Annotated in this window: 23 protein-coding genes and 2 pseudogenes; 11 read left to right on the top strand and 14 right to left on the bottom strand. The window is 73.3% G+C overall.

The window, feature by feature from the left end; translation table 11 throughout:
• Positions 1-99: 99 nt before the first annotated feature.
• From CUT83_RS28655 to CUT83_RS28640, 3 genes are all read right to left on the bottom strand, one after another.
• On the bottom strand, positions 100-399 hold the full coding sequence (locus CUT83_RS28655) for a hypothetical protein (RefSeq protein ID WP_101258706.1): 300 nt from the start codon (positions 397-399) through the stop codon (positions 100-102).
• 74 nt (positions 400-473) lie between these two features.
• Positions 474-983, bottom strand: a complete 510-nt coding sequence (locus CUT83_RS28650) for a nucleoside-diphosphate kinase (RefSeq protein WP_101258705.1) — start codon at positions 981-983, stop codon at positions 474-476.
• A gap of 430 nt (positions 984-1,413) precedes the next feature.
• Positions 1,414-1,698 carry a hypothetical protein gene (locus CUT83_RS28640; RefSeq protein WP_101258703.1) on the bottom strand — a complete coding sequence of 95 codons (285 nt, stop codon included), beginning with the start codon at positions 1,696-1,698 and terminating at the stop codon, positions 1,414-1,416.
• Positions 1,699-1,915: 217 nt separating this feature from the next.
• Between CUT83_RS28640 and CUT83_RS28635 the strand changes: the two genes are divergently transcribed.
• Positions 1,916-3,130: a helix-turn-helix domain-containing protein gene (locus CUT83_RS28635; protein ID WP_101258702.1), complete on the top strand. Its 1,215-nt coding sequence runs from the start codon at positions 1,916-1,918 to the stop codon at positions 3,128-3,130.
• A 19-nt stretch (positions 3,131-3,149) separates the two neighbouring features.
• Positions 3,150-3,626: an NUDIX domain-containing protein gene (locus tag CUT83_RS28630; RefSeq protein WP_206282687.1), complete on the top strand. Its 477-nt coding sequence runs from the start codon at positions 3,150-3,152 to the stop codon at positions 3,624-3,626.
• A 33-nt stretch (positions 3,627-3,659) separates the two neighbouring features.
• On the opposite strand, the pseudogene CUT83_RS31280 reads toward CUT83_RS28630, so the two are convergent.
• From CUT83_RS31280 to rsmI, 7 genes and pseudogenes are all read right to left on the bottom strand, one after another.
• Positions 3,660-3,840: pseudogene (locus tag CUT83_RS31280) on the bottom strand (acyltransferase family protein); the annotation flags it as partial.
• Positions 3,841-3,998: 158 nt separating this feature from the next.
• Positions 3,999-4,979: a 4-(cytidine 5'-diphospho)-2-C-methyl-D-erythritol kinase gene (locus CUT83_RS28620; RefSeq protein WP_101258701.1), complete on the bottom strand. Its 981-nt coding sequence runs from the start codon at positions 4,977-4,979 to the stop codon at positions 3,999-4,001.
• The gene (gene rsmA, locus CUT83_RS28615) at positions 4,976-5,794 is read right to left on the bottom strand and encodes a 16S rRNA (adenine(1518)-N(6)/adenine(1519)-N(6))-dimethyltransferase RsmA (protein WP_240958487.1); all 819 of its coding nucleotides are present in this window, start codon (positions 5,792-5,794) and stop codon (positions 4,976-4,978) included. Before rsmA ends, CUT83_RS28620 begins: the two co-directional genes overlap by 4 nt.
• A gap of 110 nt (positions 5,795-5,904) precedes the next feature.
• The gene (locus CUT83_RS28610) at positions 5,905-7,500 is read right to left on the bottom strand and encodes a resuscitation-promoting factor (RefSeq protein WP_277622950.1); all 1,596 of its coding nucleotides are present in this window, start codon (positions 7,498-7,500) and stop codon (positions 5,905-5,907) included.
• A gap of 133 nt (positions 7,501-7,633) precedes the next feature.
• Positions 7,634-8,464 (bottom strand): TatD family hydrolase, encoded by an 831-nt coding sequence (locus CUT83_RS28605; protein WP_101258699.1) that lies wholly within the window; start codon positions 8,462-8,464, stop codon positions 7,634-7,636.
• Between the two features lie 64 nt (positions 8,465-8,528).
• Positions 8,529-8,777 (bottom strand): annotated as a pseudogene (locus CUT83_RS28600) (hypothetical protein); the annotation flags it as partial.
• A gap of 161 nt (positions 8,778-8,938) precedes the next feature.
• Complete coding sequence (gene rsmI, locus CUT83_RS28595; RefSeq protein ID WP_101258697.1) at positions 8,939-9,790, bottom strand: 16S rRNA (cytidine(1402)-2'-O)-methyltransferase; 852 nt, start codon at positions 9,788-9,790, stop codon at positions 8,939-8,941.
• A 95-nt stretch (positions 9,791-9,885) separates the two neighbouring features.
• Here rsmI and CUT83_RS28590 point away from each other — a divergent pair, with 95 nt between their 5' ends.
• The gene (locus CUT83_RS28590; protein WP_101258696.1) at positions 9,886-11,658 is read left to right on the top strand and encodes a dolichyl-phosphate-mannose--protein mannosyltransferase; all 1,773 of its coding nucleotides are present in this window, start codon (positions 9,886-9,888) and stop codon (positions 11,656-11,658) included.
• A 165-nt stretch (positions 11,659-11,823) separates the two neighbouring features.
• On the opposite strand, the gene CUT83_RS29920 is transcribed toward CUT83_RS28590, so the two are convergent.
• Together CUT83_RS29920 and CUT83_RS28580 are read right to left on the bottom strand one after the other, a co-directional pair.
• Positions 11,824-12,201, bottom strand: a complete 378-nt coding sequence (locus CUT83_RS29920) for a hypothetical protein (protein WP_143688642.1) — start codon at positions 12,199-12,201, stop codon at positions 11,824-11,826.
• A 371-nt stretch (positions 12,202-12,572) separates the two neighbouring features.
• Positions 12,573-12,812, bottom strand: a complete 240-nt coding sequence (locus tag CUT83_RS28580; RefSeq protein ID WP_101258695.1) for a hypothetical protein — start codon at positions 12,810-12,812, stop codon at positions 12,573-12,575.
• Positions 12,813-13,299: 487 nt separating this feature from the next.
• Between CUT83_RS28580 and CUT83_RS28575 the strand changes: the two genes are divergently transcribed.
• From CUT83_RS28575 to CUT83_RS28555, 5 genes are all read left to right on the top strand, one after another.
• Positions 13,300-14,955, top strand: a complete 1,656-nt coding sequence (locus tag CUT83_RS28575) for a penicillin-binding transpeptidase domain-containing protein (protein WP_173915165.1) — start codon at positions 13,300-13,302, stop codon at positions 14,953-14,955.
• Positions 14,956-15,170: 215 nt separating this feature from the next.
• Positions 15,171-15,821, top strand: a complete 651-nt coding sequence (locus CUT83_RS28570; RefSeq protein WP_101258694.1) for a hypothetical protein — start codon at positions 15,171-15,173, stop codon at positions 15,819-15,821.
• Between the two features lie 205 nt (positions 15,822-16,026).
• Positions 16,027-17,850: an ABC-F family ATP-binding cassette domain-containing protein gene (locus CUT83_RS28565; protein ID WP_101258693.1), complete on the top strand. Its 1,824-nt coding sequence runs from the start codon at positions 16,027-16,029 to the stop codon at positions 17,848-17,850.
• Positions 17,851-18,093: 243 nt separating this feature from the next.
• On the top strand, positions 18,094-20,052 hold the full coding sequence (locus tag CUT83_RS28560) for an outer membrane protein assembly factor BamB family protein (RefSeq protein WP_101258692.1): 1,959 nt from the start codon (positions 18,094-18,096) through the stop codon (positions 20,050-20,052).
• Between the two features lie 252 nt (positions 20,053-20,304).
• Entirely contained in the window at positions 20,305-21,030 is a 726-nt protein-coding gene (locus tag CUT83_RS28555) for a response regulator transcription factor (RefSeq protein ID WP_101258691.1), read from the top strand.
• 62 nt (positions 21,031-21,092) lie between these two features.
• On the opposite strand, the gene CUT83_RS28550 is transcribed toward CUT83_RS28555, so the two are convergent.
• Together CUT83_RS28550 and CUT83_RS28545 are read right to left on the bottom strand one after the other, a co-directional pair.
• Positions 21,093-21,380 (bottom strand): hypothetical protein, encoded by a 288-nt coding sequence (locus tag CUT83_RS28550; protein WP_101258878.1) that lies wholly within the window; start codon positions 21,378-21,380, stop codon positions 21,093-21,095.
• A 263-nt stretch (positions 21,381-21,643) separates the two neighbouring features.
• The gene (locus tag CUT83_RS28545; protein ID WP_101258690.1) at positions 21,644-23,317 is read right to left on the bottom strand and encodes a sodium:solute symporter family protein; all 1,674 of its coding nucleotides are present in this window, start codon (positions 23,315-23,317) and stop codon (positions 21,644-21,646) included.
• A gap of 119 nt (positions 23,318-23,436) precedes the next feature.
• Between CUT83_RS28545 and galT the strand changes: the two genes are divergently transcribed.
• From galT to galK, 3 genes are read left to right on the top strand one after another with little or no spacing between them, the layout of a single operon-like run.
• Entirely contained in the window at positions 23,437-24,561 is a 1,125-nt protein-coding gene (gene galT, locus CUT83_RS28540) for a galactose-1-phosphate uridylyltransferase (RefSeq protein ID WP_101258689.1), read from the top strand.
• The gene (galE, locus tag CUT83_RS28535) at positions 24,558-25,607 is read left to right on the top strand and encodes a UDP-glucose 4-epimerase GalE (RefSeq protein ID WP_101258688.1); all 1,050 of its coding nucleotides are present in this window, start codon (positions 24,558-24,560) and stop codon (positions 25,605-25,607) included. Before galT ends, galE begins: the two co-directional genes overlap by 4 nt.
• A complete protein-coding gene (gene galK / locus CUT83_RS28530) occupies positions 25,604-26,821 on the top strand; it encodes a galactokinase (RefSeq protein ID WP_101258687.1) in 1,218 nt (405 codons plus the stop codon). The genes galE and galK overlap by 4 nt, the downstream gene beginning before the upstream one ends.
• The last annotated feature ends 95 nt before the right edge of the window (positions 26,822-26,916 follow it).

Here is a 26,916-nt window from a genome sequence, read left to right as displayed (position 1 = left end):
GGTGGCTGTGTGCTGTTGTCGGGGCCGGGCGGTGCGGCCGTGAGATCGCCGGTGCGGGACCGCACCGCCCCTGCTATGTCCCGTTGTGTGCGGCGGGTGTCAGAGGTTCTCGCCGAAACGGTCGCGTACGACGCCCTCGTGCAGGTAGTTCGGCAGGGCCACGCCGCCGACCGAGGTACGGGTGGTGGCCACCTGCTCCTCGGTGTCGCTCGGAAAGCCCTCCAGCAGCCGCAGGCACTGCCGGGCCCACTCGCGGGACTTCTCCCAGTCACCGCCGTCACGGTGCAGCACCGCCAGCGCGTAGGCGCTCTCGGCGGCCGCCCAGCGGTTGGTGGCCAGCTCCTGCTGGAAGACGGACTCCAGCTCCTCGGCGGAGGCGACGCGGGTCGGATTGGTCATGCTGCCCTCTCTAAGGTCGTGGTACCCCAGTGGTGATCAACGCGTCGACGTCGCATGGGTGACGTCAGCTCCGCTCAGTAGGTGAAGATCTCGGCGAGCGTGCGGTAGTCGTACAGCTCGCCCTTGTCGAACCACAGGGCCACTTCCTGCTCGGCCTCCTCCTTGTTGCCGGAGGCGTGGACCAGATTGGCCACGGCCTTGCCCGACGCCTTGCTGGCGGTCTTGCCGTAGTGGGAGAAGTCCCCGCGGATCGTGCCGGCGGGCGCCTCGTTCGGGTAGGTGCTGCCGACAATCTTGCGGACGGTGGCGACCGCGTCGTAGCCCTCCAGCACCAGAGCGATCACCGGGCCCTGCTGCATGAAGGCGGCGGTGAGGTTGTAGACCTGCGCGCCCAGCCGTTCCTCGAGGTCGAAGTAGTGGCGCCGGGTGAACTCCTCGTCCATCCACTTCATCTTCACGCCGACGATCTTCAGCGCCGCGTCCTCGAAGCGAGAGATGATCTTCCCGGTGAAGCCGCGTACCACCGCGTCCGGCTTGAGCAGTACGAGCGTGCGCTCCACGGTGGGGTCCTGTTCCTGGGCCATCGGCTCCCTTTCAGCTTGCCGGTCATGGGTTATGACGAGTAATCAGCACGTCCCGCCCGAGATTACCCGCGCCGAAAGGGCGTTCCGTTTCCCGGTGGCCGCTACGCCCGCCGATGTCGCCCCACGGTCCGGTGACCGGTGCCCGGCCACCACAGCACCCGCTGTGGAACGGGAGGCGCCGGACCGCGGTCGTGGGGGTGGCGAGGCCCCGCACGCGGCATGCCGGCGGGCTGCCCACCGCCTTGTTGTCGCATCACCAGGCACCAGTGCAGCTGCTCCAGGTGGAACACGCACGCCCGGCATGCCCGGACCTCGACGTCGATGCCGTGCGCGCTGATCGTGCCGATCGGTGCGACCTCCGTGCCGGTGCGGTCGCAACGAAAGCACGTCCCCACCGCCCACGCGAACCGCTCCCACAGCGCGACCGGCTTCACGGCCGCTCCCCGACCTTGACGGGACGGAGGTCGGCGATGTGCGGCGTCCACTCCCGGCCACCGCCCACAGGACGCAGCCACGCCCGGGTGGGCGCCGCCGAGGCGGGGTAGGGCCAGTCCTGCACCTCGCCCCTCCGCCCGGTGCGGGTGTCCAGGACGAGCGCCCCGGCGGCCAGCCAGTCAGGGGCCGACGGGGGAGTAGACGCGTCGGCTCCCGTGCCGCGTGGCCCGGCGGCCGGTGCGGTGGGCACCCGGTGAGGGTGCATGGCGCTGTTCGTCATCGGACCTCCAGCGATCCTCGGCCGTAGGTGGTGGCCCGCCCCGCGCGTGGGAGAGGGACGGGCCACCTGGACCGCCCGGCGGCGAGGGGAGTCATGGACATCGCCCCGGGCGGCGTTCTCGGTGTGATGCGACAGTAGGCGGGACTCTCCGCGGCACCCCGGAAAAACCTTCCGGGGTCCTTTCGGACCACGAGGTGATGCTCGAAGCATGCGAGGGATGACGGAGAACCTGACCATCGGCGAACGCGTCGCCTGGTACCGGCGCCGACGCGGGCTCTCTCAGGAGGTACTGGCCGGCCTCGTCGGGCGCACCACCGACTGGCTGAGCAAGGCGGAGAACAACCGGATCGAACTCGACCGTCTCTCCGTGATCACGGCGCTGGCCGACGCCCTCGACGTGTCCCTCGGCGACCTGCTCGCCGAGCCGACCCTCATGGAGTGGTCGAGCGACAGCGGCCACCACACGGTCCCCGCGCTGCGTGAGGCACTCATGGACTACAGGCAGCTCACACCTCTCCTCGGGGCCCCGCCCGAGGGAGAGCCGCCCGCGCTGCCGGAACTGCGGGCGAACGTCACGGAGGTCCTCGACGCCTACCAGTCGTCACGCTACGGCTTCGCGACGCGACGCCTTCCCCTTCTCCTGGCCGACGCGCTGTTCGCGGCCCGCGCGTACTCGGGAGACCAGCGGGAGGAGGCCCACGCCCTGCTCGCTCTGGCCTACCAGGGCGCGGCCATGGTGCTGGGGAAGGTCGGAGAGGTGGAGCTGGCCTGGATCGCGGCCGACCGCGGACTGGCGGCGGCGCAACAGAGCGGACGGGGTGTGGTCACGGGCTCGCTCTTCCGGTCGGTGACGCACTGCCTGCTCTCCACCGGGCGCTTCACCGCAGCGGTGCAACTGGTGAACGACGCGGCGGGCGTCATGCAACCGGAGCTGGGCGGCGCACCCCCCGACTATCTGTCGGTGTACGGCACACTCTTCCTCGCCGGCGCCATGGCCGCGGCACGGGCGGAGGACCGGGCGACGACACGGGCCTTCCTCCAGGAGGCGGACGAGGCCGCACGAAGGCTCGGGACGGACGCCAACCACATGTGGACCGCCTTCGGACCGACCAATGTGGCCATCCACCGCGTGGCCACGGCCGGGGAACTCGGTGACGTACAGGTCGCCGCCGATCTCGGGCAGCGGATCGACACGCGCAGGATGCCGGTCGAGCGGCGGGTACGGCACAGTCTCGAAGTCGCCCGCGCGCTGAGTGCGTGGAACCGCACCGACGAAGCTTTGGCCAAACTGCTGGAAGCCGAACAGGACGCCCCCGAGCAGGTCCGCCACCACTACATGAGCCGCGAACTGGTCATCGGCTGGGTACGCGGCATCCGGGGACGGCCGTCCCAGCCCGTGGCCGATCTGGCCCGGAGGCTTCGCATCGTCTGAAGTGGCTAGGGTCCACGGTGTGAGCGACAACGAGCACGAGGCCAAGATGGCGCGTCCACGCATGGCTGCGGGAGCGCTCTTCTTCGACGACACCGACCGGGTCCTGCTGGTCGAACCGACATACAAGGACTACCTCGACATCCCCGGCGGCTACGTCGAACGAGGCGAGTCGCCGCTGCGGGCCTGCGTACGCGAGGTCCACGAGGAACTGGGCATCACACCTCCCACCGGGCGGCTGCTGGTCGTGGACTGGGCACCGGGCCCCGGAGAGGGAGACAAAGTTCTCTACCTCTTCGATGGCGGGGTCCTGAGCGCCGAAGACCGCGAGCGGATCGAATTGCAGGCGGAAGAGCTGCGCGACTACGGCTTCTACCGTGCGGAGCAGGTCCCCGAGTTGACCATCCCACGCCTTGCGCGGCGCATCGCCGCCGGTGTTCAAGCCCGAGCGGACGGAGGAACCGTCTACCTGGAACATGGCTCTCAGCCCGTGCGCTGACAAGACCTGCGATCTCTCAGGCACCGGCTCGCCCTATTCCCGGCGCCCCGCGCGTTCCACCGGCAGCAGGCCCGCGGCCGTCATGGCCACGGCCGCCGGGGCGGTGACGGGGACGGCGATCAGCGGTGCGGAAGCGGCCCTCCAGCAGGCCGCCGAAGCCGGTCAAGGACAGGCCCAGCACGCCCAGCAGGCATAGCACGGCGCCGAACGCGGCTGCGGAGGCGGCGATACGGGAACCAGTGGGCCGGTGCGCAGGCGTCCGGGGCCCCGGGGGTCGCTGTGGTCCGCGTGCGGGCGGCCTGGCGCGCCACGCCGCCCGCCCGGCAGGGCGGAGGTACTCGAACACCCTGCCGGGGGCATGCGTCGCGGTACTCAGCCCGCCGGACGGACCACTGTGGCGCCCGGCGCCGGGCTCGTGGCGGTGTGGGCGTTGCGGCAGACGCCCGAGGCGCGCAGGGCGAAGGCGATGTCCGAGGCCGCCGCCGCGTCCTCGGCCAGGAAGGCGCAGGTCGGGCCGGAGCCGGAGACCAGGGCGGCCAGTGCGCCCGCGTCAGTGCCCACCGCCAGGGTGTCGTCCAGGGAGGGCAGCAGGGAGACGGCGGCGGGCTGGAGGTCGTTGGACAGGTGCCCGGCCAGCGCGGCGGCGTCCCCGGCGCGCAGCGCGGCCAGCAGCGCGGGGGAGGCCTCGGGCGCGGGTACGGCGTCGGCGCCCGCGCCGCCGCCGCGCGCCTCGCGCAGCCGGTCGCACTCGCGGTAGACGGCCGGGGTGGACAGCCCGCCGGCGGCCACGGCGAACACCCAGTGGAAGACGCCGCCCACCTCCAGCGGTGTCAGCAGCTCGCCCCGGCCCCGGCCCAGCGCCGCGCCGCCGACCAGGGAGAAGGGCACGTCCGAGCCCAACTCGGCGCAGATCCGAAGCAGTTCGTCGCGCGAGGCGCCTGTGCCCCACAGCGCGTCGCAGGCCAGCAGCGCGCCCGCCGCGTCCGCGCTGCCGCCGGCCATGCCGCCGGCCACGGGGATCTCCTTGTTGATGTGCAGATGGACGTCCGGCACGAGGCCGTACCGTACGGCGAGCGCGTCGGCGGCGCGGACGGCCAGATTGGTGCGGTCCAGCGGCACCTGGTCGGTGTCCGGCCCGGAGCAGGTCACGCGCGGGCCCTCGCCGGGGGCCGTGGCGGTGGCGGTGATCTCGTCGTACAGGCCGACGGCCAGGAAGACGTTGGCCAGGTCGTGGAAGCCGTCCGGCCGCAGCCCGCCCACCGCGAGCTGCACGTTGACCTTGGCGGGTACGCGTACGGTGACCGGCGCGGCGGTACGTGCGGCGCCGGTGCCGGCCGTCTGTGCGGTGCTCATGCGCTGGTGGTGCCCTTCCGCTCCGCGATGGCCGCGAAGTCCTCGATCGTCAGTGACTCCCCCCGGGCGCGGGGGTCGATCCCCGCGGCCGTCAGCGCCGCCTCGGCCGCCGCGGCCGAGCCCGCCCAGCCCGCCAGCGCCGCGCGCAGCGTCTTGCGCCGCTGGGCGAAGGCGGCGTCCACCACGGCGAAGACCTCTCGCCGGCCGGCGCTGGTGCGCGGCGGCTCGCGCCGGGTCAGCGACACCAGTCCGGAGTCCACGTTGGGCGCGGGCCAGAAGACGTTGCGCCCGATGGCCCCGGCCCGCCGCACCTGGGCGTACCAGGCGGCCTTCACCGACGGCACCCCGTAGACCTTGGAGCCCGGTTCGGCCGCGAGCCGGTCGGCGACCTCGGCCTGGACCATCACCAGGCCGTGCTCGATGGACGGGAACGTCGCCAGCATGTGCAGCAGGACGGGCACGGCGACGTTGTAGGGGAGGTTGGCGACCAGTGCGGTGGGCTCGGGGCCGGGCAGCTCGGTGACGCGCATCGCGTCGTGGTGGACGAGCGCGAAGCGGTCGGCGCGGCCGGGCAGCCGGGCGGAGACGGTCGCGGGCAGCGCCGCCGCCAGCACGTCGTCGATCTCCACCGCCGTCACCCGGGCGGCCTCCTGGAGCAGTCCCAGCGTCAGCGACCCCAGCCCCGGACCGACCTCGACCACCACGTCCTCGGGCGTCACCCGCGCGGTCCGCACGATCCGGCGGACGGTGTTGGCGTCGATGACGAAGTTCTGGCCGCGCTGCTTGGTGGGGCGCACACCCAGCGCGGCGGCCAGCTCGCGGACGTCGGCGGGGCCGAGGAGGGCGTCGGCGCCGGGAGCGGCATCGGTACCGGCATCGGCGTCGGCGTCGGCGTCGGGGGAGGGGGAGGGGGAGGGGGCTGAGCTCACCGGTGCAGTTTACGGCCGCACACCGGCCAGGGACTCGCGCCCTTCTGCACGTACAGCTTCTTCGCCCGGTAGGTCTGCTCGGCCGGCGGAGCGTCCTGCGGGCGGCCCTTCCCGCCCAGGGAGCGCCAGGTGCGGGTGTCGAACTGGTAGAGCCCGCCGTGGCCGCCGGGGCCCACCGCGTCCGGGCGGCCGCCGGACTCGCAGCGGGCCAGTGCCTCCCAGTTCAGGCCATCGGCGCCCCGCACCGAGGAGGGCGGCTCGGCGGTGCCCACGCGCACGACCTGCGGCCTGGGCGCGCGCACCACCACCGCCTCGGTGAGGCGGGGCCGCCGCCGCACCCCGTTGACCGTGCGCACCTCGTAGGTGAGCCGGCGCAGCCCCGGCGCGCCCGCCTGCTCCACCACCTCGGTGCCGCGCGGCAGCGCCGGGTCCTCACGCCGCTCGGTGGTGTACGGGACGGGCTCGTCGCGCACCCGCTCGGTCTCGGTGATGCGCAGCACGGTGACGGTCTGGCCGTCGCGGGGGAAGGAGTCCGGGTCCACCGAGGCGCGGTCCGCGCCGCGCAGCTCGACGCCCGCGTCGGCCAGCGCCCCGCGCACGGTCGCGGCGTTGGTGCGGACGGTGTGCTCGCGGCCGTCGGCCAGGACGGTCACGCTCCGCTCGGTCCACACGGTCAGCGCCAGGCCGTCGCGCCCGATGCGCCGGTCGCGGGGCACCGACATGCGCGCCCCCTCCGGACGCACCCCGATCCCGCGCAGCGCCGCCTCCACGGTGGCGGCGGTGGTCCACACCCGCCGGGGGCGGCCGTCGAGGGTGAGGGTCAGCGGGCGGCCGTAGCGGACGGTGACGCTGTCGCCGTGGGAGAGGGGCTCGCCGGGGGCGGGGGAGACGGCGTCGTGCGCGCCGACGGACACCTCCTCGTCGGCCAGGAGCTCGGAGACGTCGTCGGCGAAGGTGTGGAGGGTGCGCGGCCCGTCCTCGCCCTCCACCGACAGGCTGACGGCCTTGTCGTCCACGACGAAGGCGCAGGTGCCGCCCGCCAGGAAGGCGACGACGAGTGCCTGCGGCAGCAGGCGGCGCAGGACCTCGGGGCGTTGGGCGGCCTTCCGCTCCCGCGCGGCCCGGCGGGCGGCGGCCCGGCCGCCGGCCGTGCCGGGCGCCGTGCCGTGTGCGGGGCCGTGCGCCTGCGGGGGGACCTCCGCGGAGACGTCCGGGGAGATGTCCGCGGGGCCGCCGGTGGGCTGCCGGGGCAGCCACAGGGCGGGACCGAAGGCTCCGGGATGGCCGGGGCGGCCGGGGTGGCCGGGGTGGCCGGGGTGGCCGGGGGGCTCCGGGTGGTGAGCCGGGGGCTCCGGGCGCGGGGGCGCCTCGGGCGGTCCGTACGCGCCGAGATCCCCGTACACGCCGTACGGCGCGCCGTGGAACTCGTACGAGGGCCGGTAGGTGTCGTACGGGTCCCGCTCGTACTCCGGCCCGCCGCCGTACCCCCGGCCGCCGTACTCCCACGAGTCCCACGGCTGATGCGGCCGGTGCGGCGGCGGCGCGGAGGGGTACGCGTACTCGTACTGCTGGATCCCCTGCGGATGGCTCACGACGTACTCCCAAGCGGTCCTGGTGGCGGGCCGGGACCCTAGCGGAGCATTCGTCACTATCCCAAGTCGTACGACTACCCAACGTTGCGAAAAGCGGGCCACCGCGCCGCGCGCACCCGCCGCCGCGCGCCCGTCAGTAGCCGAACGCGCGGGCCGTGTTGGCCGCGACGTGCTCCGCGAGCGCGTCCTCGTCCAGCCCCTTGACCTCGGCCATCGCACGCAGCGTGTACGGGATCATGTACGGCGCGTTGGGGCGCCCGCGGTACGGGGCCGGGGTCAGGAACGGCGCGTCGGTCTCCACCAGCAGCAGTTCCGGCGGGGCGGCGTCCAGCGCCTCGCGCAGCGGCCGCGCGTTCTTGAAGGTGACGTTGCCGGCGAAGGACATGAACCAGCCGTTCGCGGCGCACACCCGGGCCATCTCGGCGTCGCCGGAGAAGCAGTGGAAGACCGTCCGCTCGGGCGCGCCCTCCTCCCGGAGGACGCGCAGCACGTCCTCGTGGGCGTCCCGGTCGTGGATCACCAGGGCCTTGCCCAGCCGCTTGGCGGTCTCGATGTGGCGGCGGAAGGAGTACCGCTGGGCCTCCCGCCCCTCCTCGCCCGTCCGGAAGTGGTCCAGGCCGCTCTCGCCGACGGCCAGCACCTCCGGCCGGGCGGCCAGCTCGGCGATCTCCTCCAGGGCGGCGTCCAGCGCCTTCCGCCCCCCGTCCCGCTCCAGCCGCGGCGCCTCGTTGGGGTGCAGGGCGACGGCGGCCCACACCGCGTCGTGCTCGGCGGCCACCCGCGCCGACCAGCGGGACCGTTCCAGGTCGCAGCCGACCTGCACCAGGGTCGTCACGCCCACCGCGGCGGCCGCGGCGACGGTCCGGGCGACCGTGGCGTCCTGCATGTCGATATGGGTGTGCGAGTCGGCGACCGGCACGTTCAGCGGTACGGGCGGCGGCGCGGGCTGCGCGGACTTCTCCATGGGCGCGATCCTAGGACGCCCGGGCGGGCCGCCCGCCGCCCGCCCGGCGTCACCTCCACGGCAGGGCCTGCTCCGCCTCGTACACCCGCCCCGCGCGCATGATCCGCACCACGTGCGAGTCGCAGTTCGGGCAGACCGGGCGCGTCAGCGGCGACGGCACCCGCCCGCCGTCCGCCGGGTCGTGGTAGGTGACGAAGGGGCGTCCGTCCCGGTCGGTGTGGTGCCGTATCCCGTACGACCGCTCCCAGCCGTGGCCGCAGCGCAGGCAGGCGAAGGAGTACTCCTCGTGGGTGGTCGTCTCCCTGGGGTCCATGGGAACCTCCTCCTGGCTCTCCTTCCTACCAGTGGACTCCTTCCCGGCCGGAAATGCACGGGTCTGTCCACCCCTTTCCGGTCCGCCCCCTTCCGGCCCGGGCTCCCGCCCGCCGTCCGGACCGTCCGGACCGTCCGGACCGTTCAGACCGTCCGGACCGTTCAGGCCGTTCCCGCGTTCTTCGCCGCGACCACCGCGTCGAAGACCTCCCGCTTGGGCAGCCCCGCCTCGCGCGCCACCTCCGCGATGGCCTCCTTGCGGCGCTCCCCGGCGGCCTCGCGCACCGCCACCCGGCGCACCAGCTCGGCCGCGTCCACCGCGCCGGGCGCCTCGGCGGGCGCGCCCTCGACCACGACGGTGATCTCGCCCCGCACGCCCTCCTCCGCCCAGGCGGTCAGCTCGCCCAGCGTGCCGCGCCGCACCTCCTCGTAGGTCTTGGTCAGCTCCCGGCACACCGCGGCCCGGCGGTCGGCGCCGAAGGCCTCGGCCATGGCGGCCAGCGAGGCGGCCAGCCGGTGCGGAGCCTCGAAGTAGACCAGCGTGCGGCGCTCCCCGGCGGCCTCGCGCAGCCGCCCCAGCCGCTCGCCCGTCTTGCGCGGCAGGAAGCCCTCGAAGCAGAACCGGTCCACCGGCAGCCCCGACAGCGCCAGCGCGGTCAGCACGGCGGACGGCCCGGGCACGGCCGTGACCCTGATCCCGCGCTCGACGGCGGCGGCCACCAGCCGGTAGCCGGGGTCGGACACCGACGGCATCCCCGCGTCCGTGACCAGCAGCACCCGGGAGCCCTCCGACAGCGCGTCGGCCAGCTCCGGGGTCCGCGCGGCCTCGTTGCCCTCGAAGTACGACACCACCCGGCCGGAGGTCCGCACCCCCAGCGCCTGGGTGAGCCGCCGCAGCCGCCGGGTGTCCTCGGCGGCGACGATGTCGGCCCCCTCCAGCTCGGCCGCGAGCCGGGGTGGTGCGTCGGCGGTGTCGCCGATGGGTGTGCCTGCCAGTACGAGTGTTCCGCTCACCCCGCCATCCTCGCAGCTCCGACGGGGGCCGGGGGCCGGTGCGGCGCCTCCCGCCCACCGGTGCGCGGCACCGCGCGGGAGGGCCGTTCCCTACGATGGCCCGCGTGACCAGTGACACCGCGACTCAGGCCCGGCCCGGGGAGCCCGTCGGGGAGCGGACCCCGACGTGGCGCGGGCGGCTGCGGCGCTACGGATACGCCCCGCCGCCCCGGGCGGGCGCACGGGAGCGGCTGGTGCCGCCGTACCCGGAGCCCGGCCGCGGCCGGGTGTGGGGACTGTTCGGACTGGACGGGGACGACGCGCGGCTGCTGGGCCGCCGGGCGGCGTGGGGCGGCCCGGTCCTCGTGGCGCTCCTCGCCGGCCTCCTGCGCTTCTGGAACCTCGGCTCGCCGCACGCGGTGATATTCGACGAGACCTACTACGCCAAGGACGCCTGGGCGCTGTACCGGCTCGGCTACGAGGGCACCTGGCCCGACGGCGCCAACGACACCATCCTCGACAACCCCGCGGCGGCCCCGCTGAGCGAGGCCGCCTCGTACGTGGTGCACCCGCCCGTGGGCAAGTGGATCATCGCCATGGGCGAGGCGGCGTTCGGCCTGACGCCGTTCGGCTGGCGCTTCATGATGGCGGTGCTCGGCACGCTGTCGGTGCTGATGGTCTGCCGCATCGGGCGCCGGCTGCTGCGCTCCACCGCCCTGGGCTGCCTGGCGGGGCTCCTGCTGGCCGTGGACGGCCTGCACCTGGTGATGAGCCGCACCGCGCTGCTCGACCTGGTGCTGATGTTCTTCGTGCTGGCGGCCTTCGGCTGCCTGCTGATCGACCGCGACCGGGCCCGCGCCCGGCTCGCCGCGGCCCTGCCGCCGGACGGGCGGCCCGACGCGGACGCCGGCGACCGGCTGGGCCTGGGCGCGCGCCCCTGGCGGCTCGCGGCCGGTCTCTGCCTGGGACTGGCCTGCGCCACCAAGTGGAGCGGCCTGTACGTCCTGATCGCCTTCGGGATCCTGACGGTCCTGTGGGACGCCGCCTCCCGGCGCACCGCCGGAGCGCGGCACCCCCACCTGTCGATGCTGCGCCGGGACGCCGCCCCCGCCTTCCTCTCCCTGGTGCCGGTCGCCGTCGCCGTCTACGTGGCCTCCTGGGCGGGCTGGTTCGCCGGCCGGGACGGCTACTTCCGCACCTGGGCGGAGGGGCGCCGGGGACTGTCGCCGGAGTCGCTGCCCGTCCCCTTCACCGGTCTGAAGCTGCCCCTGCCCCAGTTCGACATGACCTGGGTGCCGGCCCCGCTGCGCAGCCTGTGGCACTACGAGAGCGAGGTCTACAGCTTCCACGTGGGGCTGACCTCCGAGCACACCTACCAGTCCCACCCCTGGAGCTGGCTGGTGACCGCCCGCCCGGTGTCGTACTTCTACGAGTCCTCCGACCGGGGCGAGAACGGCTGCACGGCGGAGGGCGGCTGCGCCCGCGAGGTGCTCGCCCTGGGCACCCCGCTGCTGTGGTGGGCGGCCTGCTTCGCGCTGCTGTACTGCCTGTACCGCTGGGCGCTGCGGCGCGACTGGCGCGCGGGCGCGATCCTGTGCGGGGTGGCGGCGGGCTGGCTGCCGTGGTTCCTGTACCAGGAGCGCACGATCTTCTACTTCTACGCGGTCGTCTTCGTGCCGTTCCTGTGCCTGGCGCTGGCGATGATGACCGGGGCGATCCTCGGGCCGCCCGGCCGCACCGAGCGGCGGCGGGCGGTGGGCGCGGTGGGCGCGGGCGTGCTCGTGCTGCTGATCGTGTGGAACTTCGTCTACTTCCACCCGCTCTACACCGGGGTGCAGATCCCCAAGGACGCCTGGCAGTCCCGTATGTGGCTGGACACCTGGATCTGACTTCGTCCCGGGGCCGCGGGAGCCCGCGGGGACTGCGGGAGCCGGCGGGGCCCGCTGCCCCGGGGAGCCGGCGGAGAGCGCGGCTTCGGTGAAAAGGCGGCGCCGCCCGCCGGTGAGACCGGCGGGCGGCGTTCCGAGGCGGTCCGACGCGAGGCGTCAGTCGCTTCAGTGCTTCTTGACGGCGTTCTTGTTCTCGTTCTCGTTCTCGCCCTCCTGCTTCTGGCCCTGGCCCTGCTCGGCCTCCTGGCCCTGGCCCTGGCCCTGACCCTGGGCCTGCTCCTGCTTCGGAGCGACGTGGATGTCGGACTCCTTCTCGACCTTCACGACCTTCTTGATCTGGACCTCCTCCTTGGAGTTCCGAGAGCAGTCGAGGTTGTTGATGTCGCTCGACAGGATCGGGAGGTTGACGACCTCCAGGTTCGGGCAGGGCAGGATCTGCGCGTTGTTCTCGAACTTGGCCTCACCGGCGTGGGCGCTGGCGGCCCCACCCGCGAGGGCCATGGCGGCGGCGAAAGAAACGACGAGCGTCTTCTTCAGCATCATGCTGTCTTGTCTCCTTGACGAGAGAAGGAAGGTTCCGATGTCCCCGGCCGCCGCCGAGCGGCCGGATAACCGGTTTCCGGATTGCGGCCGCAGTTCGGCCGGCTCACCGGAAAGGCGGGAGTTGCCCCCACGTCGGCGACATTAACCCACCGAATCCCCGATTGCGCGCTTCCATGTTTCTGCGTGTCCTGCGGAAAGCGGGGCCGGGGCATCGTCGATGGGCGCACTACCTGGGCTTATGCGTTGCCACTGCGCCAAGCGGGTGTTGTTTCCGGCTATATCCCGCGAGCGTGTCATGGAAAGGGGAAAGGCCGCCCCGGTGTGCCGGGGCGGCCTTTCGACAGTGGTGTGCCGGTGGTCCGGTCGACTCCTCAGTCCCTGAAGGACTCGTAGGAGGAGACCTTCTTCGACTCCACGTGGGTGACGGAGCAGTCGAGGTTGTTGATGTCCGCCGACGCGATCGGGACGTTCAGCAGTTCCAGGTTGACGCAGGGAAGGATCTGCGCGTTGTTCTGGAACTTCGGGCCGTCGTTGGCCTGGGAGACGCCGGCTCCGCCGATCACCAGGGCGGCGGCGGAAAGCGCGACGGTGGCGGTCCGCTTCATCTTCATGGCATGTACCTCCAATGTACGAAGCCGCTTCACGGGCTTGCGTGCGTAATGCTAGGAACTGGCGAGCCGAGTACACGGTAAGCCCCGCCGCGCGCCGCGCTGATATTTTCTGCTCCATACGTGTCACGGGCCCGCGCCGCCGGCTGCGGCGTGGGCCCGTGACGTTAATTGCCGGAAGGAGGATCGGCCTTCTGCTTCGCAGTGACAACGACGGTGAGGGGTGGGGGTTGTGCTTCCGAAAGGGTGAACAGGGCGATGCCGGGTGCGTCGACGGGCAATCGGAACGCTTTTCTCGCTGTTCATCTTCGGAAAAGCACACTAATCATTCTCGGCGGTGGACGGGAAAGTCCCGCGATCGTTTCGCGGATCCCCACCGGGCGCCGGTCCGCACGCCTGGCCCCGGTCCGTGTCGCCCACGTGCTCTAGGGTTCTTCGCACGGGCCCCGGCGGTGCCGGTCCGGGGCAGGGGCGGAGATTCGGGAGACTCATGCGTGACGGTCGGAAGGTGGCGGTGATCGGAGCGGTCTTCACCGCCGTGGTCGGAGCCGCCGGGTTCGGGGCGTACACCCTGATCGGCGACAGCGGCGCGGCCGGCGGCCAGAGCCGGCAGGACGTGGCCTCCTCCGACGGCCGGACCGGTGAACCGGCGGCCGAGACGGGCCCGCCCTCGCCGAAGGAGGTCCGCGAGACCGCCGTGAGGTTCCTGAAGGCCTGGCAGGAGGGGAAGGCCGGCGAGGCCGCCGCGCTGACCGACGACGAGGCCGCCGCCGCCAGAGCCCTGACCGGTTTCCGGAAGGACGCCCGGGTGTCGGGCGTGCGCCTGGAGCCGGGCACCGCCGCGGGAGCCGACGTCCCGTTCACCGTGACGGCCGAGGTGGAGTACGGCGAGGAGGAGAAGCCCGCCGCCTGGACGTACGAGTCGGAGCTGACGGTCGTACGGGACGACGACAGCGGCGAGCCCGTCGTCGACTGGGAGGCGTCCGTCCTCCATCCCGAGCTCGAAAGCGGCCAGAAGCTGGAGACCGCCGAGGCCGGGGCCCCGCCCATCAAGGCCCTGGACCGAAACGGCGCCGAGCTGACGGCCGAGGAGTACCCCGAGCTGGCCGCGACCCTGGCCGACCTGCGCAAGCGCTTCGGCGACAGGACGGACGGGAAGCCGGGCTTCGAGACCCGGATCACCGACGCAGCCGGCAAGGAGGTCAAGACGCTCAAACGGCTCAGCAAGGGCACCCCGGGCGAGCTGAGGACCACGCTGGACGCCAAGGTGCAGAAGGCCGCCGTCCAGGCCATCGCGGGCAAGCCCAAGGCGTCGGTCGTCGCGCTGAAGGCCAGCACCGGCGAGATCCTGGCGGTCGCCAACACCCCGGCGAAGGGCTTCAACACCGCCTTCAAGGGTTCCCTCGCCCCCGGCTCCACGATGAAGATCGTCACCGCGTCGATGCTCATCGAGAAGGGCCTGGCCTCCAGCGCGAAGCAGCACCCCTGCCCCAAGTACTTCACCCACGGCGGCTGGAGGTTCCAGAACCTCGACAAGTTCGAGATCAACGGCGGCACCTTCGCGCAGTCCTTCGCCGCCTCCTGCAACACCGCCTTCATCAGCCAGGCCGGCGAGCTGTCGGACGACGACCTCACCAAGCAGGCCCGCGACGTCTTCGGCATCGGGCTGACCTGGCAGGTCGGCACCGCCACCTTCGACGGCTCGGTCCCCGTGCAGTCCGACGCGCAGATGGCCGCCTCGCTGATCGGGCAGGGCGGCGTCAGGGCGAACCCGCTGATCATGGCCTCGGTGTCGGCGACGGTGAAGAGCGGCGTCTTCCGCCAGCCCTACATCGTCTCGCCCGAGGTGGACGGCCGCGGCCTGGCCAAGGCCCCGCGCACCCTCTCCCCGGCCGTCTCCCAGGAGCTGCGCTCGCTGATGCGGCTGACGGCCACCAGCGGTTCGGCGGCCGAGGCCATGGCCGGCACCAGCGGCGACTTCGGCGCGAAGACCGGCTCGGCCGAGGTGGACGGCCAGGAGAAGCCCAACGCCTGGTTCACCGCCTACCGGGGCGACATGGCCGCCGCGGCGGTCGTCCCCGCCTCCGGCCACGGCGGCACGAACGCGGGCCCGGTCGTCCGCCAGGTGCTCAACTCCGTCGGCTGACCCCGCCCTCCGGCACTCCGTACGGCCCGCGCGAGGCGGCATCGCGCGGGCCGTACCCGCCGCGGGCGGGAGGCCGGGCGGAACTCCGGGCGGGGCCCCGCGTGAACTCTGTGTGACGGACATCTCCCCGAAGCCGTTGCGGAGCGATACGGTACGGCCCCGAAACGCAAGACCGGCGCCGCGCGAGAAGGCGGCTTCGGAAGAAGGGGGGACCCGTGCCCACTGACTACGCGTGCCAGGCGGCGGCCGAGCAGGCCGCCCGCGGCATCGCGCCCGTACGGGCGCTTCTGCTGCCCGCCCAGCGATCCGCTCCGGCGCAGCAGGAGGAGGTCTCGGTCGTCATCCGGTCGTTCATGGGCCCCGGCGCGGGCGGCAGGCCGCCCGCGCCGGAGGACTCCGCGCCGCGCGTCGAGCCCGTCGGCGCCCCCATGGGCGCCGCGGTCCTGCTCAGCTTCCTCGACGGCCTGCGAGCGGACCTGAGCGGTGCGCTGGTCGACTGGTACTCCTCGATCCCCGCGCGACTCCCCGTGACGCTGGGCGCGTCCGACTCGGAGCCGTCGGAGCGGAGCCCGGCGCGGCTGCCGAACGGCTGGCAGTCCCTGGCCGATCTGCAGAGCAACGCCCAGGACGTGCTGACCGTCCTGTCGAGCCGGCCGGGCGACGGCCGCCAGGTCGGGCCCGCGGAGCTGAGCTGGCGGCTGGCCCTGCTGGAGGACGCGTTCTCCGGGGCGCTGCGCCGGATGGGCGTCCCGGAACAGCCGGCGGCGGACTGCGCCGCCGAGCTGGCGGTCGCCACCGGCTCGCTGTTCGGCCTCAACCGGCCGACCCCGCGCTCGGCCCCGGCCCAGCACAGCCCGTCGTACTGAGCCGGCGGCCTTCGCGGGGGCGTCCGCGGTGGTGTGCGGGGCCCGTTCCGCGGTGGTGTGCGGGGCCCGTGCGGCGCTCCGGCGTGCGGGGCGGCCGCCCGCAGGGCGGGCATGAGCGTGCGTACTCGGGCGGCGACTAGGCTGAGAGGCTGACCAGCCCACCCGAAGACCACACCAGCCCGGCGCGCCGGGCAACGGGAGCCCCATGGCCACGAACCTCGTCAATCTGGAAGCCGTCGGCAAGGTGTACGGCACCCGTGCGCTGCTCGACGGCGTCTCCCTCGGCGTCAGCGAGGGAGACCGGATCGGCGTCGTCGGGCGCAACGGCGACGGCAAGACCACCCTCGTGCGCATCCTGGCGAAGCTGGAGCCCGCCGACGACGGCCGGGTCACCCACGCCGGCGGGCTGCGGCTGGGCGTGCTCACCCAGCACGACTCGCTCGACCCGGCCGCCACCGTCCGGCACGAGGTCATCGGCGACATGGCCGACCACGAGTGGGCCGGGAACGCCCGCGTCCGCGACATCCTCACCGGCCTCTTCGGCGGACTGGACATGCCCGGCTTCCCGCAGGGCCTGGACACCGTCATCGGCCCGCTGTCCGGCGGCGAGCGGCGGCGCATCGCACTGGCGAAGCTGCTCATCGCCGAGCAGGACCTGATCGTGCTGGACGAGCCCACCAACCACCTCGACGTCGAGGGCATCGCCTGGCTCGCCGGGCACCTGCGCGCCCGGCGCTCGGCGCTGGTCTGCGTCACCCACGACCGCTGGTTCCTGGACCAGGTGTGCACGCGCATGTGGGACGTGCAGCGCGGCACCGTCCACGAGTACGAGGGCGGCTACAGCGACTACGTCTTCGCCCGCGCCGAGCGCGAGCGCATCGCGGCCACCGAGGAGGCCAAGCGGCAGAACCTGGTCCGCAAGGAGCTGGCCTGGCTGCGGCGCGGCGCCCCCGCCCGCACCAGCAAGCCCCGCTTCCGCGTCGAGGCCGCCAACGAACTGATCGCCGACGTGCCGCCGCCGCGCGACAGCGCCGAGCTGATGAAGTTCGCGAACTCCCGGCTGGGCAAGACCGTCTTCGACCTGGAGGACGTGACGGTCCAGGCCGGGCCCAAGGTGCTGCTCAAGCACCTGACCTGGCAGCTCGGCCCCGGCGACCGGATCGGCCTGGTCGGCGTCAACGGGGCCGGCAAGACCTCGCTGCTGCGGGCGCTGGCGGACGCGGCGTACAGCGGCGGCGAGAAGCAGCCGGCGGCCGGCCGGATCAAGGTCGGCAGGACGGTGCGGCTGGCGTACCTCTCCCAGGAGGTCGCCGAACTCGACCCCGCCTGGCGCGTGCTGGAGGCCGTGGAGCGGGTGCGCTCGCGCGTCGACCTGGGCAAGGGGCGCGAGATGAGCGCCTCCCAGCTGTGCGAGCGGTTCGGCTTCGGCAAGGACAAGCAGTGGACGCCCGTCGGGGACCTCTCCGGCGGCGAGCGCCGCAGGCTCCAGATCCTGCGGCTGCTGATGGACGAGCCGAACGTGCTGTTCATGGACGAGCCGACCAACGACCTGGACATCGAGACCCTGACCCAGCTCGAGGATCTGCTCGACGGCTGGCCCGGCTCACTGGTCGTCATCTCCCACGACCGCTACTTCGTCGAGCGGACCACGGACCGGGTGCACGCGCTGCTGGGCGACGGCACGCTGCGGATGCTGCCGCGCGGGCTGGACGAGTACCTGGAGCGCCGCGAGCGGCTGCGGCGGGCGACCACCGCGCCCGGCGCCCCGGCCGCGGCTCCGGCGGGGCAAGCGGCGGCCAAGCCCTCCGCCAAGCCCGCGGCCCTCTCGCGTGCGGCGCAGAAGGAGTTGCAGCGCATCGAGCGCAGGCTGGAGCGGATCGAGGAGCGCCAGGCGGTGCTGCACGCCGAGATGGCCGAGCACGCCACCGACTTCGAGAAGGTCGCCGGCCTCGACGCCGAGCTGCGCGAACTCACCGATGAGCGGGACGACTTGGAGACGCGCTGGCTGGAACTGGCCGAGGAGGGCTGACCGGCGGCGGCGGAGCCGGCCCCGGCGGACGGTAACGGCCAGGTCGCGGGCCGGTCTCACCTGATGGCCCGGAGCGGGAACCGGAGGCGGCTTTCCGGGTGTCCGGTGATAGAAAGAATTTCCTTCCGACCGTCGGCGCCAAGAGCCGGCAACAGCCGAGAAGTGGCGGGCCGTGTCCGATTCGCTCTGCCCCACGGGGGGCGAGGGGCTGGGCAGCCGGTCCGCGCGTGAATGAGGAAACCCATGTCGCAGCCGCCTCCGCCACCAAATCAGCCGCCGTCCGGCGGCTTCGGCCCCCCTCCGGAGCAGCCGGACGACCGACCGGAGGGGGCGGAGCAGCGGGAACAGCCGGAGCAGCAGGAGAAGCCGGAGCAGTCGGGCCAGCCGGAGAGTGCGGAGCGGAAGGAGACTCCGCAGGTTCCGCTGTCCAAGTCGCCACAGCCTTCGGCGGACCAGCCGGACCAGCAGGACCAGCAGGACCAGCAGGACCAGCCGCCGCAGCCGCCGCAGACGCCGCCTCCGGGCCCGCCCTCGTACGGCTACCCGCAGCAGCCCGGTCAGCCCGGTCAGCCCGGTCAGTTCGGCCAGGCACCGCAGTTCCCGCCCAACCAGCCACCGCCGTACGGCTATCCGCAGCAGCCGGGACAGATGCCCCAGGCGCCGTACGGCCAGGCCCCCGCGTACGGGCAGCCCTCCGCGTACGGACAGCAGCCCGGATACGGGCAGCCTCCGGCGTACGGACAGCAGCCCGGATACGGCCAGTACCCGACGCAGCCCATGTACGGCGGCGGCGTGCAGCCGCCCGGCGGCGGCAGCGGGAACGCCAAGGTCCTGGCCGTCGTCGCCGCGGTCGTCGCGGTCCTGCTCGTGGCGGGCGGCGGTGTCTGGCTCCTGACCAAGGACGACGGCGGCGCCGAGGCCAAGAAGGGAGACAAGGGCACCACCCAGGGCGCCGACGGAGGCTCGGGCGACTCCGGGGGTTCCGGTGACTCCGGCGGCTCCGGCGGCGAGAAGGGCCTGATCGACGCCGAGCTCGCCTGGACGGTCGACCCGCCCAAGGTGGACAAGCAGGACATCATCGCGGAAACGCCCGGCACATGGTTCGTGGGTGACAACCTCGTCAAGGCCACGACGAGTTCCACCACGGCCTACGACATGAAGACCGGCAAGGTGGCGTGGTCCATCGACATGCCCCGCCCGAAGGACTGCACCGCCGCCTTCGAGATGTCCGAGAACAGGACCGTGGTCCAGTACGGCCGGCGCTGCGAGTTCGTCATGGGCATCGACCTGGCCGCGGGCAAGAAGCTGTGGAACAAGGAACTGCCGTCCAAGCGCGACAGCTCCTCGGAGTTCAGCTACACGGAGATGGCGGTCAGCGGCGACATCGCCGCGGCGTCCTGGATCGGCAACGCGGTCGGTTACGACCTGTCGACCGGCAAGGAGCTGTGGCAGCAGGAGGAGGGCTCCGACTGCAAGGACCGCGGCTACTCCGGCGGCGGCCAGCTCGTCGCCAAGCTGGAGTGCGGCTTCGGCGGCTCGCAGAAGGTCCAGGGAGTGGGCCCGGGCGGCAAGAAGAAGTGGGAGTGGGAGGTCCCCGACGGCATCGACGTCCGCAAGGTCCTCTCCACCGACCCGCTGGTCCTCGGGGTCAACGCCGGGGGCGAGTCCAGCATCGACATCACCGACGTGATGGTCCTCTCGGACAGCGGCAAGCTCAAGGAGAAGATCACCATCAAGAAGGAGCGCCACGAGCTGGGCTGCCGGGGCATCACGCTCAGCAACTGCCCCGGCACGGTGGTGGACGGCGAGACCATGTACATCTCCTCGAAGCCGCACCAGGGCGGCGGGTACGGGCAGACCAGCGAGATCATCGCCTTCGACCTCACCACGGGTAAGTCGAAGTGGCTGGGGGAGCCGACCTCGGGCGGCCGGATCGTCCCGGTCACCGTGGAGGACGGCGCGCTGCTCGCCTACGAACTCCCCGGCTACGACAAGCCGGGGCAGGTCGTCACGCTCGACCCGGGCAGCGGCAAGCCGTCCCCGCGGATGAAGCTCCCGGCCGACAGCGCGAAGAAGGAGTACGACATGGCCAGCGGCTCCGATGTGCACCCGTTCTGGAAGGACGGCCACTTCTTCCTGGTGAACCACAGGTTCTACGCCTCCGCCGGGCTGAGCGACCTGGCGATAGCCGCCTACAACTGAGGTCCCGCGGCCGTATCCGGCCCCTCGCGGCGGCCCGCCGCCACCGACGGCCCCGCGCCCCTTCCCGTGGAGGGGCGCGGGGCCGCTCGCGTGGGTCCGCGGGAGGTCCCGCCGGTTCTTGCCGGAAGGGGCGCGGGATGCCGGGGGAGCGTGTAGCTTCCGGGGGCAAGACGGAGCCGGGCGGCTCGAAGGGCCGTACGGGGCACGGCCCGGCCCCGGAAGACCGGGGCCGGCGGAACGACAGGGGTGCGGATGACCGTGCGGCTCATGGTGGTCGACGACCACCGTCTGCACGCCGAGGCGCTCGCCTCGGCGCTGAGGTTGCGCGGGCACCGGGTGCTCGCCGCCGCCGCGCCGGCCGCGGGGGCGGCGGAACTGGTGGTCAGCAGGGCCCCCGAGGTGTGTCTGTGGGGCACGGCGTCGCCCGCCGAGCCCGGGGCGTTCGACCCCGTGGCCAGGATCAGGCGGGAGCGGCCGCAAACCGCCGTGGTGGTACTGGGTCCGGTGCCCAGTCCGCGGGGGATAGCGGCGGCGTTCGCGGCGGGGGCGTCGGGCTACATACGGCACGACGAGCGGATCGAGGGTGTCGAGCGCGGCATGGCCAGGGCGCGGGCCGGGGAGGCGGCGGTGGCGCCGCAACTGCTGCGGAGCGCCTTCGCGGAGCTGCTCAATCCGAGGGCCGAGCCGGACGACGAGGGCGTCAGGCTGCTGCGGATGCTCACCCCGCGCGAGGCCGAGGTGCTGGTGCGGGTGGCGGAGGGGGAGGACACCCGGGCGATCGCGGTGGGTATGGGGGTCGCGCCCAGCACGGCCCGCACCCATGTGCAGCGGGTGCTGATGAAGCTCGGGGTCGGATCGCGGCTGGAGGCGGCGGCGCTGGCGGCCCGCACCGGGCTGCTGGACCGGGTGGCCGGCGGGCACGGTGGTGCGGACCGGGGCGCGGGCCAGGGTGCGGGCCGGGGTGCGGGGCCGGGCTGACGTCCCGGCCCCGCACCCGTACCGCCGCTGAGCCCCGGCCCGTACGGCGGCGGACGCGCGGGTCACTCCCCGGCGGGCGGCGTGCCACCGGGGCCGCCGCCTTCGGTCTCCCGCCGGGACGGCGGCGGAACCGTCGGGCTCAGCCGCAGCCAGAGCAGGAACAGCAGTCCCAGCACCAGCATCGACAGCCCGGCCCAGAGGTTGATGTTGACGTCCTGGGCCTTGGCCAGGTCGGCGTCGGAGACGAAGAAGCCCGCGATGGTGACCAGGAGGCCGTAGACCACGAACAGCACGCCGATGACACGGCGGATGTCGAACAGCCGGGCGGCGCTGGCCGACCGCTCCTCCAGGTCGCGCTCCTCCTCCCGCCAGTCCGGCTCCGGATCGCCCTTGCCGGCGCCGGGGACACCGGGGTCGGCGGGGTCGGCGGGGTCGGAAGGACCGGAGGGGGTGCGGGAGTCGGAGGGGCCGCGGTACTCGTGGGCGCCGTGCGGACCGCCCGCACCGCCGCCGTTGCCCTCGTTGCTGCCGTTGCCGTCGTTGCCGTCGTTGCCGTCGTTGCCGTCGTTCGTCACGGTGGATCACATCCTTCGCTGTGCGGTGCGCGGGGCGCTCAGAAGGAGAAGGGGAGGTAGCAGAGGGCGGCGAGGATGATCGCGCCCCAGCCCAGCAGCGCGGGCCTGCGGTACCAGGCCTCGTCGCCCGCGGCCGGGGGCTCGGCCACACCGGGGGCCCGGGTGCCGTACACCAGGCCGGCCAGCCGCTCGACGGGCTTGGGCCTGGTGAGGGGGGTGAGGACCACGACGACGAGTGTGCCCGTGACGAAGGCGACGATGGCGGAGACGAAGTTGGCACCCTGGTCGGTGGGAATGTCGATCAGTCCGCCCCGGTAGAACCAGAAGTAGTTGACCATCGCCGAGACCGTGCCTGCCAGCAGCCCCCAGAAACCGGCCGCGGCCGTCATCCGCTTCCAGAACATGCCGATGATGAAGACGGTGAACAGCGGCACGTTGAAGAAGGAGAACAGCGTCTGGAGGTAGTTCATGATGTTGCTGAACGTCGCCGCGATGAACGCCGTCCCCATGCCCAGCAGCACACCGACCGCGGTGACCACGCGCGCGGTGACCACGTAGTACGAGTCCGGGCGGTCCTTGACCAGGTAGGGCCGCCAGATGTCGTTGGTGAAGACGGTGTTGAAGGCGGAGACGTTGGCGGCCATGCCGGCCATGAAGGCGGCGAGCAGACCGGTCACCGCGATGCCCAGCACGCCGTTGGGCAGCAGGTCGCGCATCAGCAGGGGGACCGCCTCGTTGTACTCCAGGCCGCTGCCCTGCCCGATGTCCGGCGCCACCACCAGCGCCACCAGGCCGGGGATGACGACGATCGCCGGAATGAAGATCTTGGGGAAGGCGGCGATCAGCGGGGTGCGCTGGGCGGCTGAGAGGTTCTTGGCCGACAGGGCGCGCTGGACCTCGGCGAAGTTCGTCGTCCAGTAGCCGAAGCTCAGGGCGAAGCCGAGGCCGAGCACGATGGTGAGCCAGTTGGCGCCCAGCGGGTTGTCCGAACCGATGCCGGTCCCGCCCCAGGCCGAGACGAAGTTGTCGCCCTGCGAGGCGGTGAGCGAGTCGCGCAGACCGCTCCAGCCGCCCACGCGGACCAGGGCCAGGACGGTCAGCGGGATCAGCCCGGCCAGGATCACGAAGAACTGCACGACCTCGTTGTAGATGGCCGAGGACAGACCGCCCAGGGTGATGTAGAGCAGCACGAACAGGCCCGAGACCACGATGGACACCCACTGCGGCCAGCCCAGCAGCGCCTCCAGCACGATGGCCAGCGCGTAGAGGTTGACGCCCGCGATCAGCACCGAGGCGGCCGAGAAGAGGACGCCGCTGAGCAGGTGGGACGAGGGCCCGAAGCGGTGCAGCAGGAACTCGGGGACCGAGCGCACCCGGGACCCGTAGTAGAAGGGCATCATCACCAGGCCGAGGAAGACCATCGCCGGGATGGCGCCAACCCAGTACCAGTGCACGGTGTAGACGCCGTACTGCGCGCCGTTGGCCGCCATGCCCAGGATCTCCAGCGCGCCGAGGTTCGCCGCGATGAAGGCGAGGCCGGTGACCCAGGCGGGCAGCGAGCGGCCGGAGAGGAAGAAGTCCAGGCTGGTCTTGATGCTGCGCCGGGCGGCGAACCCGACTCCGAGGACGACGAGGAAGTAGATGGCCAGGATCGTGTAGTCCAGGGCGTTCGTGGGGAGCCGAAGATCCTGGGCCAACTGGTACGACGGCATGAGCAGGTCGCCTCCGTGGCGTGACGGGGCCGCTGTGGGGGGAGGCCCCTTGACGTCAATGTTCACTCATGGTTTTTTATGTTCGATTATGTTTGGGTCGCAGTATAGGGAGACCCCACGTGAAAAAGACCCCGACCCGCCTCGCCGACGGCCGCGAACTCGTGTACTACGACGTTCGCGGCGGCCACGGCGCCCTGGGACGCGACGCCGTGGACCGGCGCCCCCTGGACGCCGTCGCCACCGCCTCGGAGATCCGCCACGACCCCCTGCTCGGCGAATGGGTCGCGGTCACGGCGCACCGCCAGGCCCGCACCTACCACCCGCCGGCCGACGAATGCCCCCTGTGCCCCTCCCGTGAGGGCCGGCTGACGGAGATCCCGGCGGAGGACTACGAGGTGGCCGTCTTCGAGAACCGCTTCCCCTCCCTGGCCGGCCCCCCGGGGCCGGCGGAGGCCGAGGACGGAAGCGGCCTGTTCCTCCGGGCCCCGGGCGCCGGACGCTGCGAGGTGGTGTGCTTCACCTCCGACCACGACGCCTCCTTCGCCGACCTCACCGAGGAACGGGCCGCCCTGGTCCTGGACGCCTGGACCGACCGCACCGCCGAGCTGTCGGCGCTGCCGGGCGTGCGCCAGGTGTTCTGCTTCGAGAACCGGGGCCGGGAGATCGGCGTCACCCTCGGCCACCCCCACGGCCAGATCTACGCCTATCCCTTCGTCACCCCGCACACCGGGCGCACCCTGCGCTCGGCCGCCGCCCACCGGGAACGCACCGGCGGCAACCTCTTCGACGACGTCGTGGCCGCCGAGCGCGCCGACGGACGGCGCGTGGTGCTGGAGACCGGCCACTGGACCGCCTTCGTGCCGCACGCCGCGCGCTGGCCCTACGAGGTGCACCTGTACCCCCGGCGGCGGGCGGCGGACCTGACGGAACTCGGCGAGGACGCCCGCGCCGACTTCCCCGGCGTCTACCTGGAGCTGCTGCGGCGCTTCGACCGGATCTTCGGCCCCGGCGAGCCGCCCACGCCCTACATCTCCGGCTGGCACCAGGCGCCGCTGGGCCCGGAGGGGGAGAAGGACTGGGCCGGACGGGCGGACTTCGCCCTCCACCTGGAACTCTTCACGATCCGCCGCACGTCCGGGAAGCTGAAGTACCTGGCGGGCTCGGAGTCGGGCATGGGGGTCTTCATCAACGACGTGCCGCCCGAGACCGCGGCGCGGCGACTGCGGGAGGTGGCGAGCCGGTGAGCGGCACGTATCTGGTGACCGGCGGGGCCGGCTACGTCGGAAGCGTCGTCGCGGCGCACCTGCTGGAGGCCGGACACCGGGTGACGGTGGTGGACGACCTGTCCACCGGCTTCCGCGCGGCCGTGCCGGCGGGCGCGGACTTCGTCCGGGCGCGCGTCCAGGACGCCGCCGACTGGCTGGATCCTTCCTGTGACGCGGTGCTGCACTTCGCGGCCAGCTCCCAGGTCGGCGAGTCCGTCCTCCACCCCGAGAAGTACTGGCACAACAACGTCGGCGGCACCATGGCGCTGCTGGACGCGATGCGCGGGGCCGGTGTGCGCACCCTGGTCTTCTCCTCCACCGCCGCCACCTACGGCGAACCCGAGGAGACCCCCATCCGCGAGGACGCGCCCACCGCCCCCACCAACCCCTACGGCGCCTCCAAGCTCGCCGTCGACCACATGATCGCCGGCGAGTGCGCCGCCCACGGCCTGGCCGCCGTCTCGCTGCGCTACTTCAACGTGGCCGGCGCCTACCGCGGCGCGCACGGCACCCTCGGCGAGCGGCACGACCCCGAGTCGCACCTCATCCCGCTGGTGCTGCAGGTCGCGCTCGGGCAGCGGGAGGCGATCTCGGTCTACGGCGACGACTACCCCACCCCCGACGGCACCTGCGTACGCGACTACATCCACGTCGCCGATCTGGCCGAGGCCCATCTGCTGGCGCTGGAGGCCGCGGCGCCGGGGGAGCACCTGGTGTGCAACCTGGGCAACGGCAGCGGCTTCTCCGTCCGCGAGGTGATCCGCACCGTCCGCGAGGTCACCGGCCACCCCGTGCCCGAGAAGACGGCGCCGCGCCGCGGCGGCGACCCGGCGTTCCTGGTCGCCTCGGCGGAGCGGGCCAGGCGGCGGCTGGGTTGGCGGCCCTCGCGCACCGACCTGAAGGACATCGTCGCCGACGCCTGGGCCTTCGCCCGGGGCAGGGCGCCGGACGCCGGCGGCGACGGCTACGGCGGCGCCGGCGGCGACGGCTACGGCGGTGACGGCGGAGAGGGGAGCGGAACATGAACGGGCCACTGAACCCCGAGGCGGAGGCGGAGGCCGAGGCGCTGAACGCGGCGCAGACGGCGGAGGCCGCCGACGGCTTCCGCGCGGTCCACGGCGGCGAACCCGCCGGGATCTGGGCCGCGCCGGGCCGCGTCAACCTCATCGGCGAGCACACCGACTACAACGACGGCTTCGTCATGCCGCTCGCCCTGCCGCACACTACCCGGGTGGCGGCGGCCCGCCGCGACGACGGCGCACTGGCCGTCCACTCGGCCGACGTGTCGGGCGGCACGGTGCGCCTTCAGGCCGAGAAGCTCGCCCCCGGCACGGTCGGCGGCTGGGCCGCGTATCCGGCCGGCGTGGTGTGGGCGCTGCGCGAGGCCGGCCTGCTGTCCGGCCGGGAGGGGGGCGCCGACCTCTACATCCGCAGCGATGTGCCCACCGGCGCGGGCCTGTCCTCCTCGGCCGCCCTGGAGGTCGCCACGGCGGTGGCCCTGAACGACCTGTACGGCCTGGGGCTGGCCCCCGAGCGGATCGCCCTGCTCTGCCGGCGGGCCGAGAACGAGTTCGTCGGCGTCCCCTGCGGGATCATGGACCAGATGGCGTCGGCCCGCTGCACGGCCGGGCACGCCCTCCACCTCGACACCCGGGACCTGGCGGCCCGCCAGATCCCGTTCGACCTGGCGGCCGCGGACCTGCGGCTGCTGGTGGTCGACACCCGCGTCAGGCACGCGCTGGCCGACGGCGAGTACGCCCGGCGCCGGGCGGGCTGCGAGGCGGCCGCGGCGGCCCTGGGGGTCGCGGCCCTGCGCGACGTCCCCCACGGGGAGCTGGACGCGGCGCTGGCCCGGCTGGCCGATCCGGCGCTGCGGCCCCTGGTGCGCCATGTGGTCACCGAGAACCGGCGGGTGGAGGAGGTCACCGGCCTCCTCGACGCGGGCGACCCCCGCTCGATCGGCCCGGTCCTGACCGCCGGGCACGCCTCGCTGCGCGACGACTTCGCCGTCTCCTGCCCCGAGCTGGATCTGGCGGTGGAGACGGCCGGCGCGGCGGGCGCGCTGGGCGCCCGGATGACCGGCGGCGGCTTCGGCGGCTCCGCGATCGTCCTGGTGGAGGCCGCCGGGGCGGAGGAGGTCGGCGCGGAGGTCGCCGACGCCTTCGACGCCGCGGGCCACCCGGCCCCGCGGCTGTTCGAGGCGGTGCCCTCGGCGGGGGCGCGCCGGCTGGACGGGTGAGGCGCCGGATCGCTGGACGGGTGAGACGCCGAGCCCGAGCCCGAGCCCGGGGCCGGGTCCGGGGCCGGGTGTGCGCGGCGGGGTGTGCGCGGCGG

Source organism: Streptomyces barkulensis, assembly GCF_002843305.1.
GTDB lineage: Bacteria > Actinomycetota > Actinomycetes > Streptomycetales > Streptomycetaceae > Streptomyces > Streptomyces barkulensis.
Note: the sequence above shows the minus strand (reverse complement) of the source record. Positions and strands in the feature narration are given on the sequence as shown.

Coding starts and splice junctions, on each gene's coding strand:
- CUT83_RS28655 (WP_101258706.1), bottom strand. CDS start 399: ATGACCAATCCGACCCGCGTCGCCTCCGCCGAGGAGCTGGAGTCCGTC.
- CUT83_RS28650 (WP_101258705.1), bottom strand. CDS start 983: ATGGCCCAGGAACAGGACCCCACCGTGGAGCGCACGCTCGTACTGCTC.
- CUT83_RS28640 (WP_101258703.1), bottom strand. CDS start 1,698: ATGACGAACAGCGCCATGCACCCTCACCGGGTGCCCACCGCACCGGCC.
- CUT83_RS28635 (WP_101258702.1), top strand. CDS start 1,916: ATGACGGAGAACCTGACCATCGGCGAACGCGTCGCCTGGTACCGGCGC.
- CUT83_RS28620 (WP_101258701.1), bottom strand. CDS start 4,979: ATGAGCACCGCACAGACGGCCGGCACCGGCGCCGCACGTACCGCCGCG.
- CUT83_RS28605 (WP_101258699.1), bottom strand. CDS start 8,464: ATGGAGAAGTCCGCGCAGCCCGCGCCGCCGCCCGTACCGCTGAACGTG.
- CUT83_RS28590 (WP_101258696.1), top strand. CDS start 9,886: ATGGCCCGCGTGACCAGTGACACCGCGACTCAGGCCCGGCCCGGGGAG.
- CUT83_RS29920 (WP_143688642.1), bottom strand. CDS start 12,201: ATGATGCTGAAGAAGACGCTCGTCGTTTCTTTCGCCGCCGCCATGGCC.
- CUT83_RS28580 (WP_101258695.1), bottom strand. CDS start 12,812: ATGAAGATGAAGCGGACCGCCACCGTCGCGCTTTCCGCCGCCGCCCTG.
- CUT83_RS28575 (WP_173915165.1), top strand. CDS start 13,300: ATGCGTGACGGTCGGAAGGTGGCGGTGATCGGAGCGGTCTTCACCGCC.
- CUT83_RS28565 (WP_101258693.1), top strand. CDS start 16,027: ATGGCCACGAACCTCGTCAATCTGGAAGCCGTCGGCAAGGTGTACGGC.
- CUT83_RS28560 (WP_101258692.1), top strand. CDS start 18,094: ATGTCGCAGCCGCCTCCGCCACCAAATCAGCCGCCGTCCGGCGGCTTC.
- CUT83_RS28555 (WP_101258691.1), top strand. CDS start 20,305: ATGACCGTGCGGCTCATGGTGGTCGACGACCACCGTCTGCACGCCGAG.
- CUT83_RS28545 (WP_101258690.1), bottom strand. CDS start 23,317: ATGCCGTCGTACCAGTTGGCCCAGGATCTTCGGCTCCCCACGAACGCC.
- galK (WP_101258687.1), top strand. CDS start 25,604: ATGAACGGGCCACTGAACCCCGAGGCGGAGGCGGAGGCCGAGGCGCTG.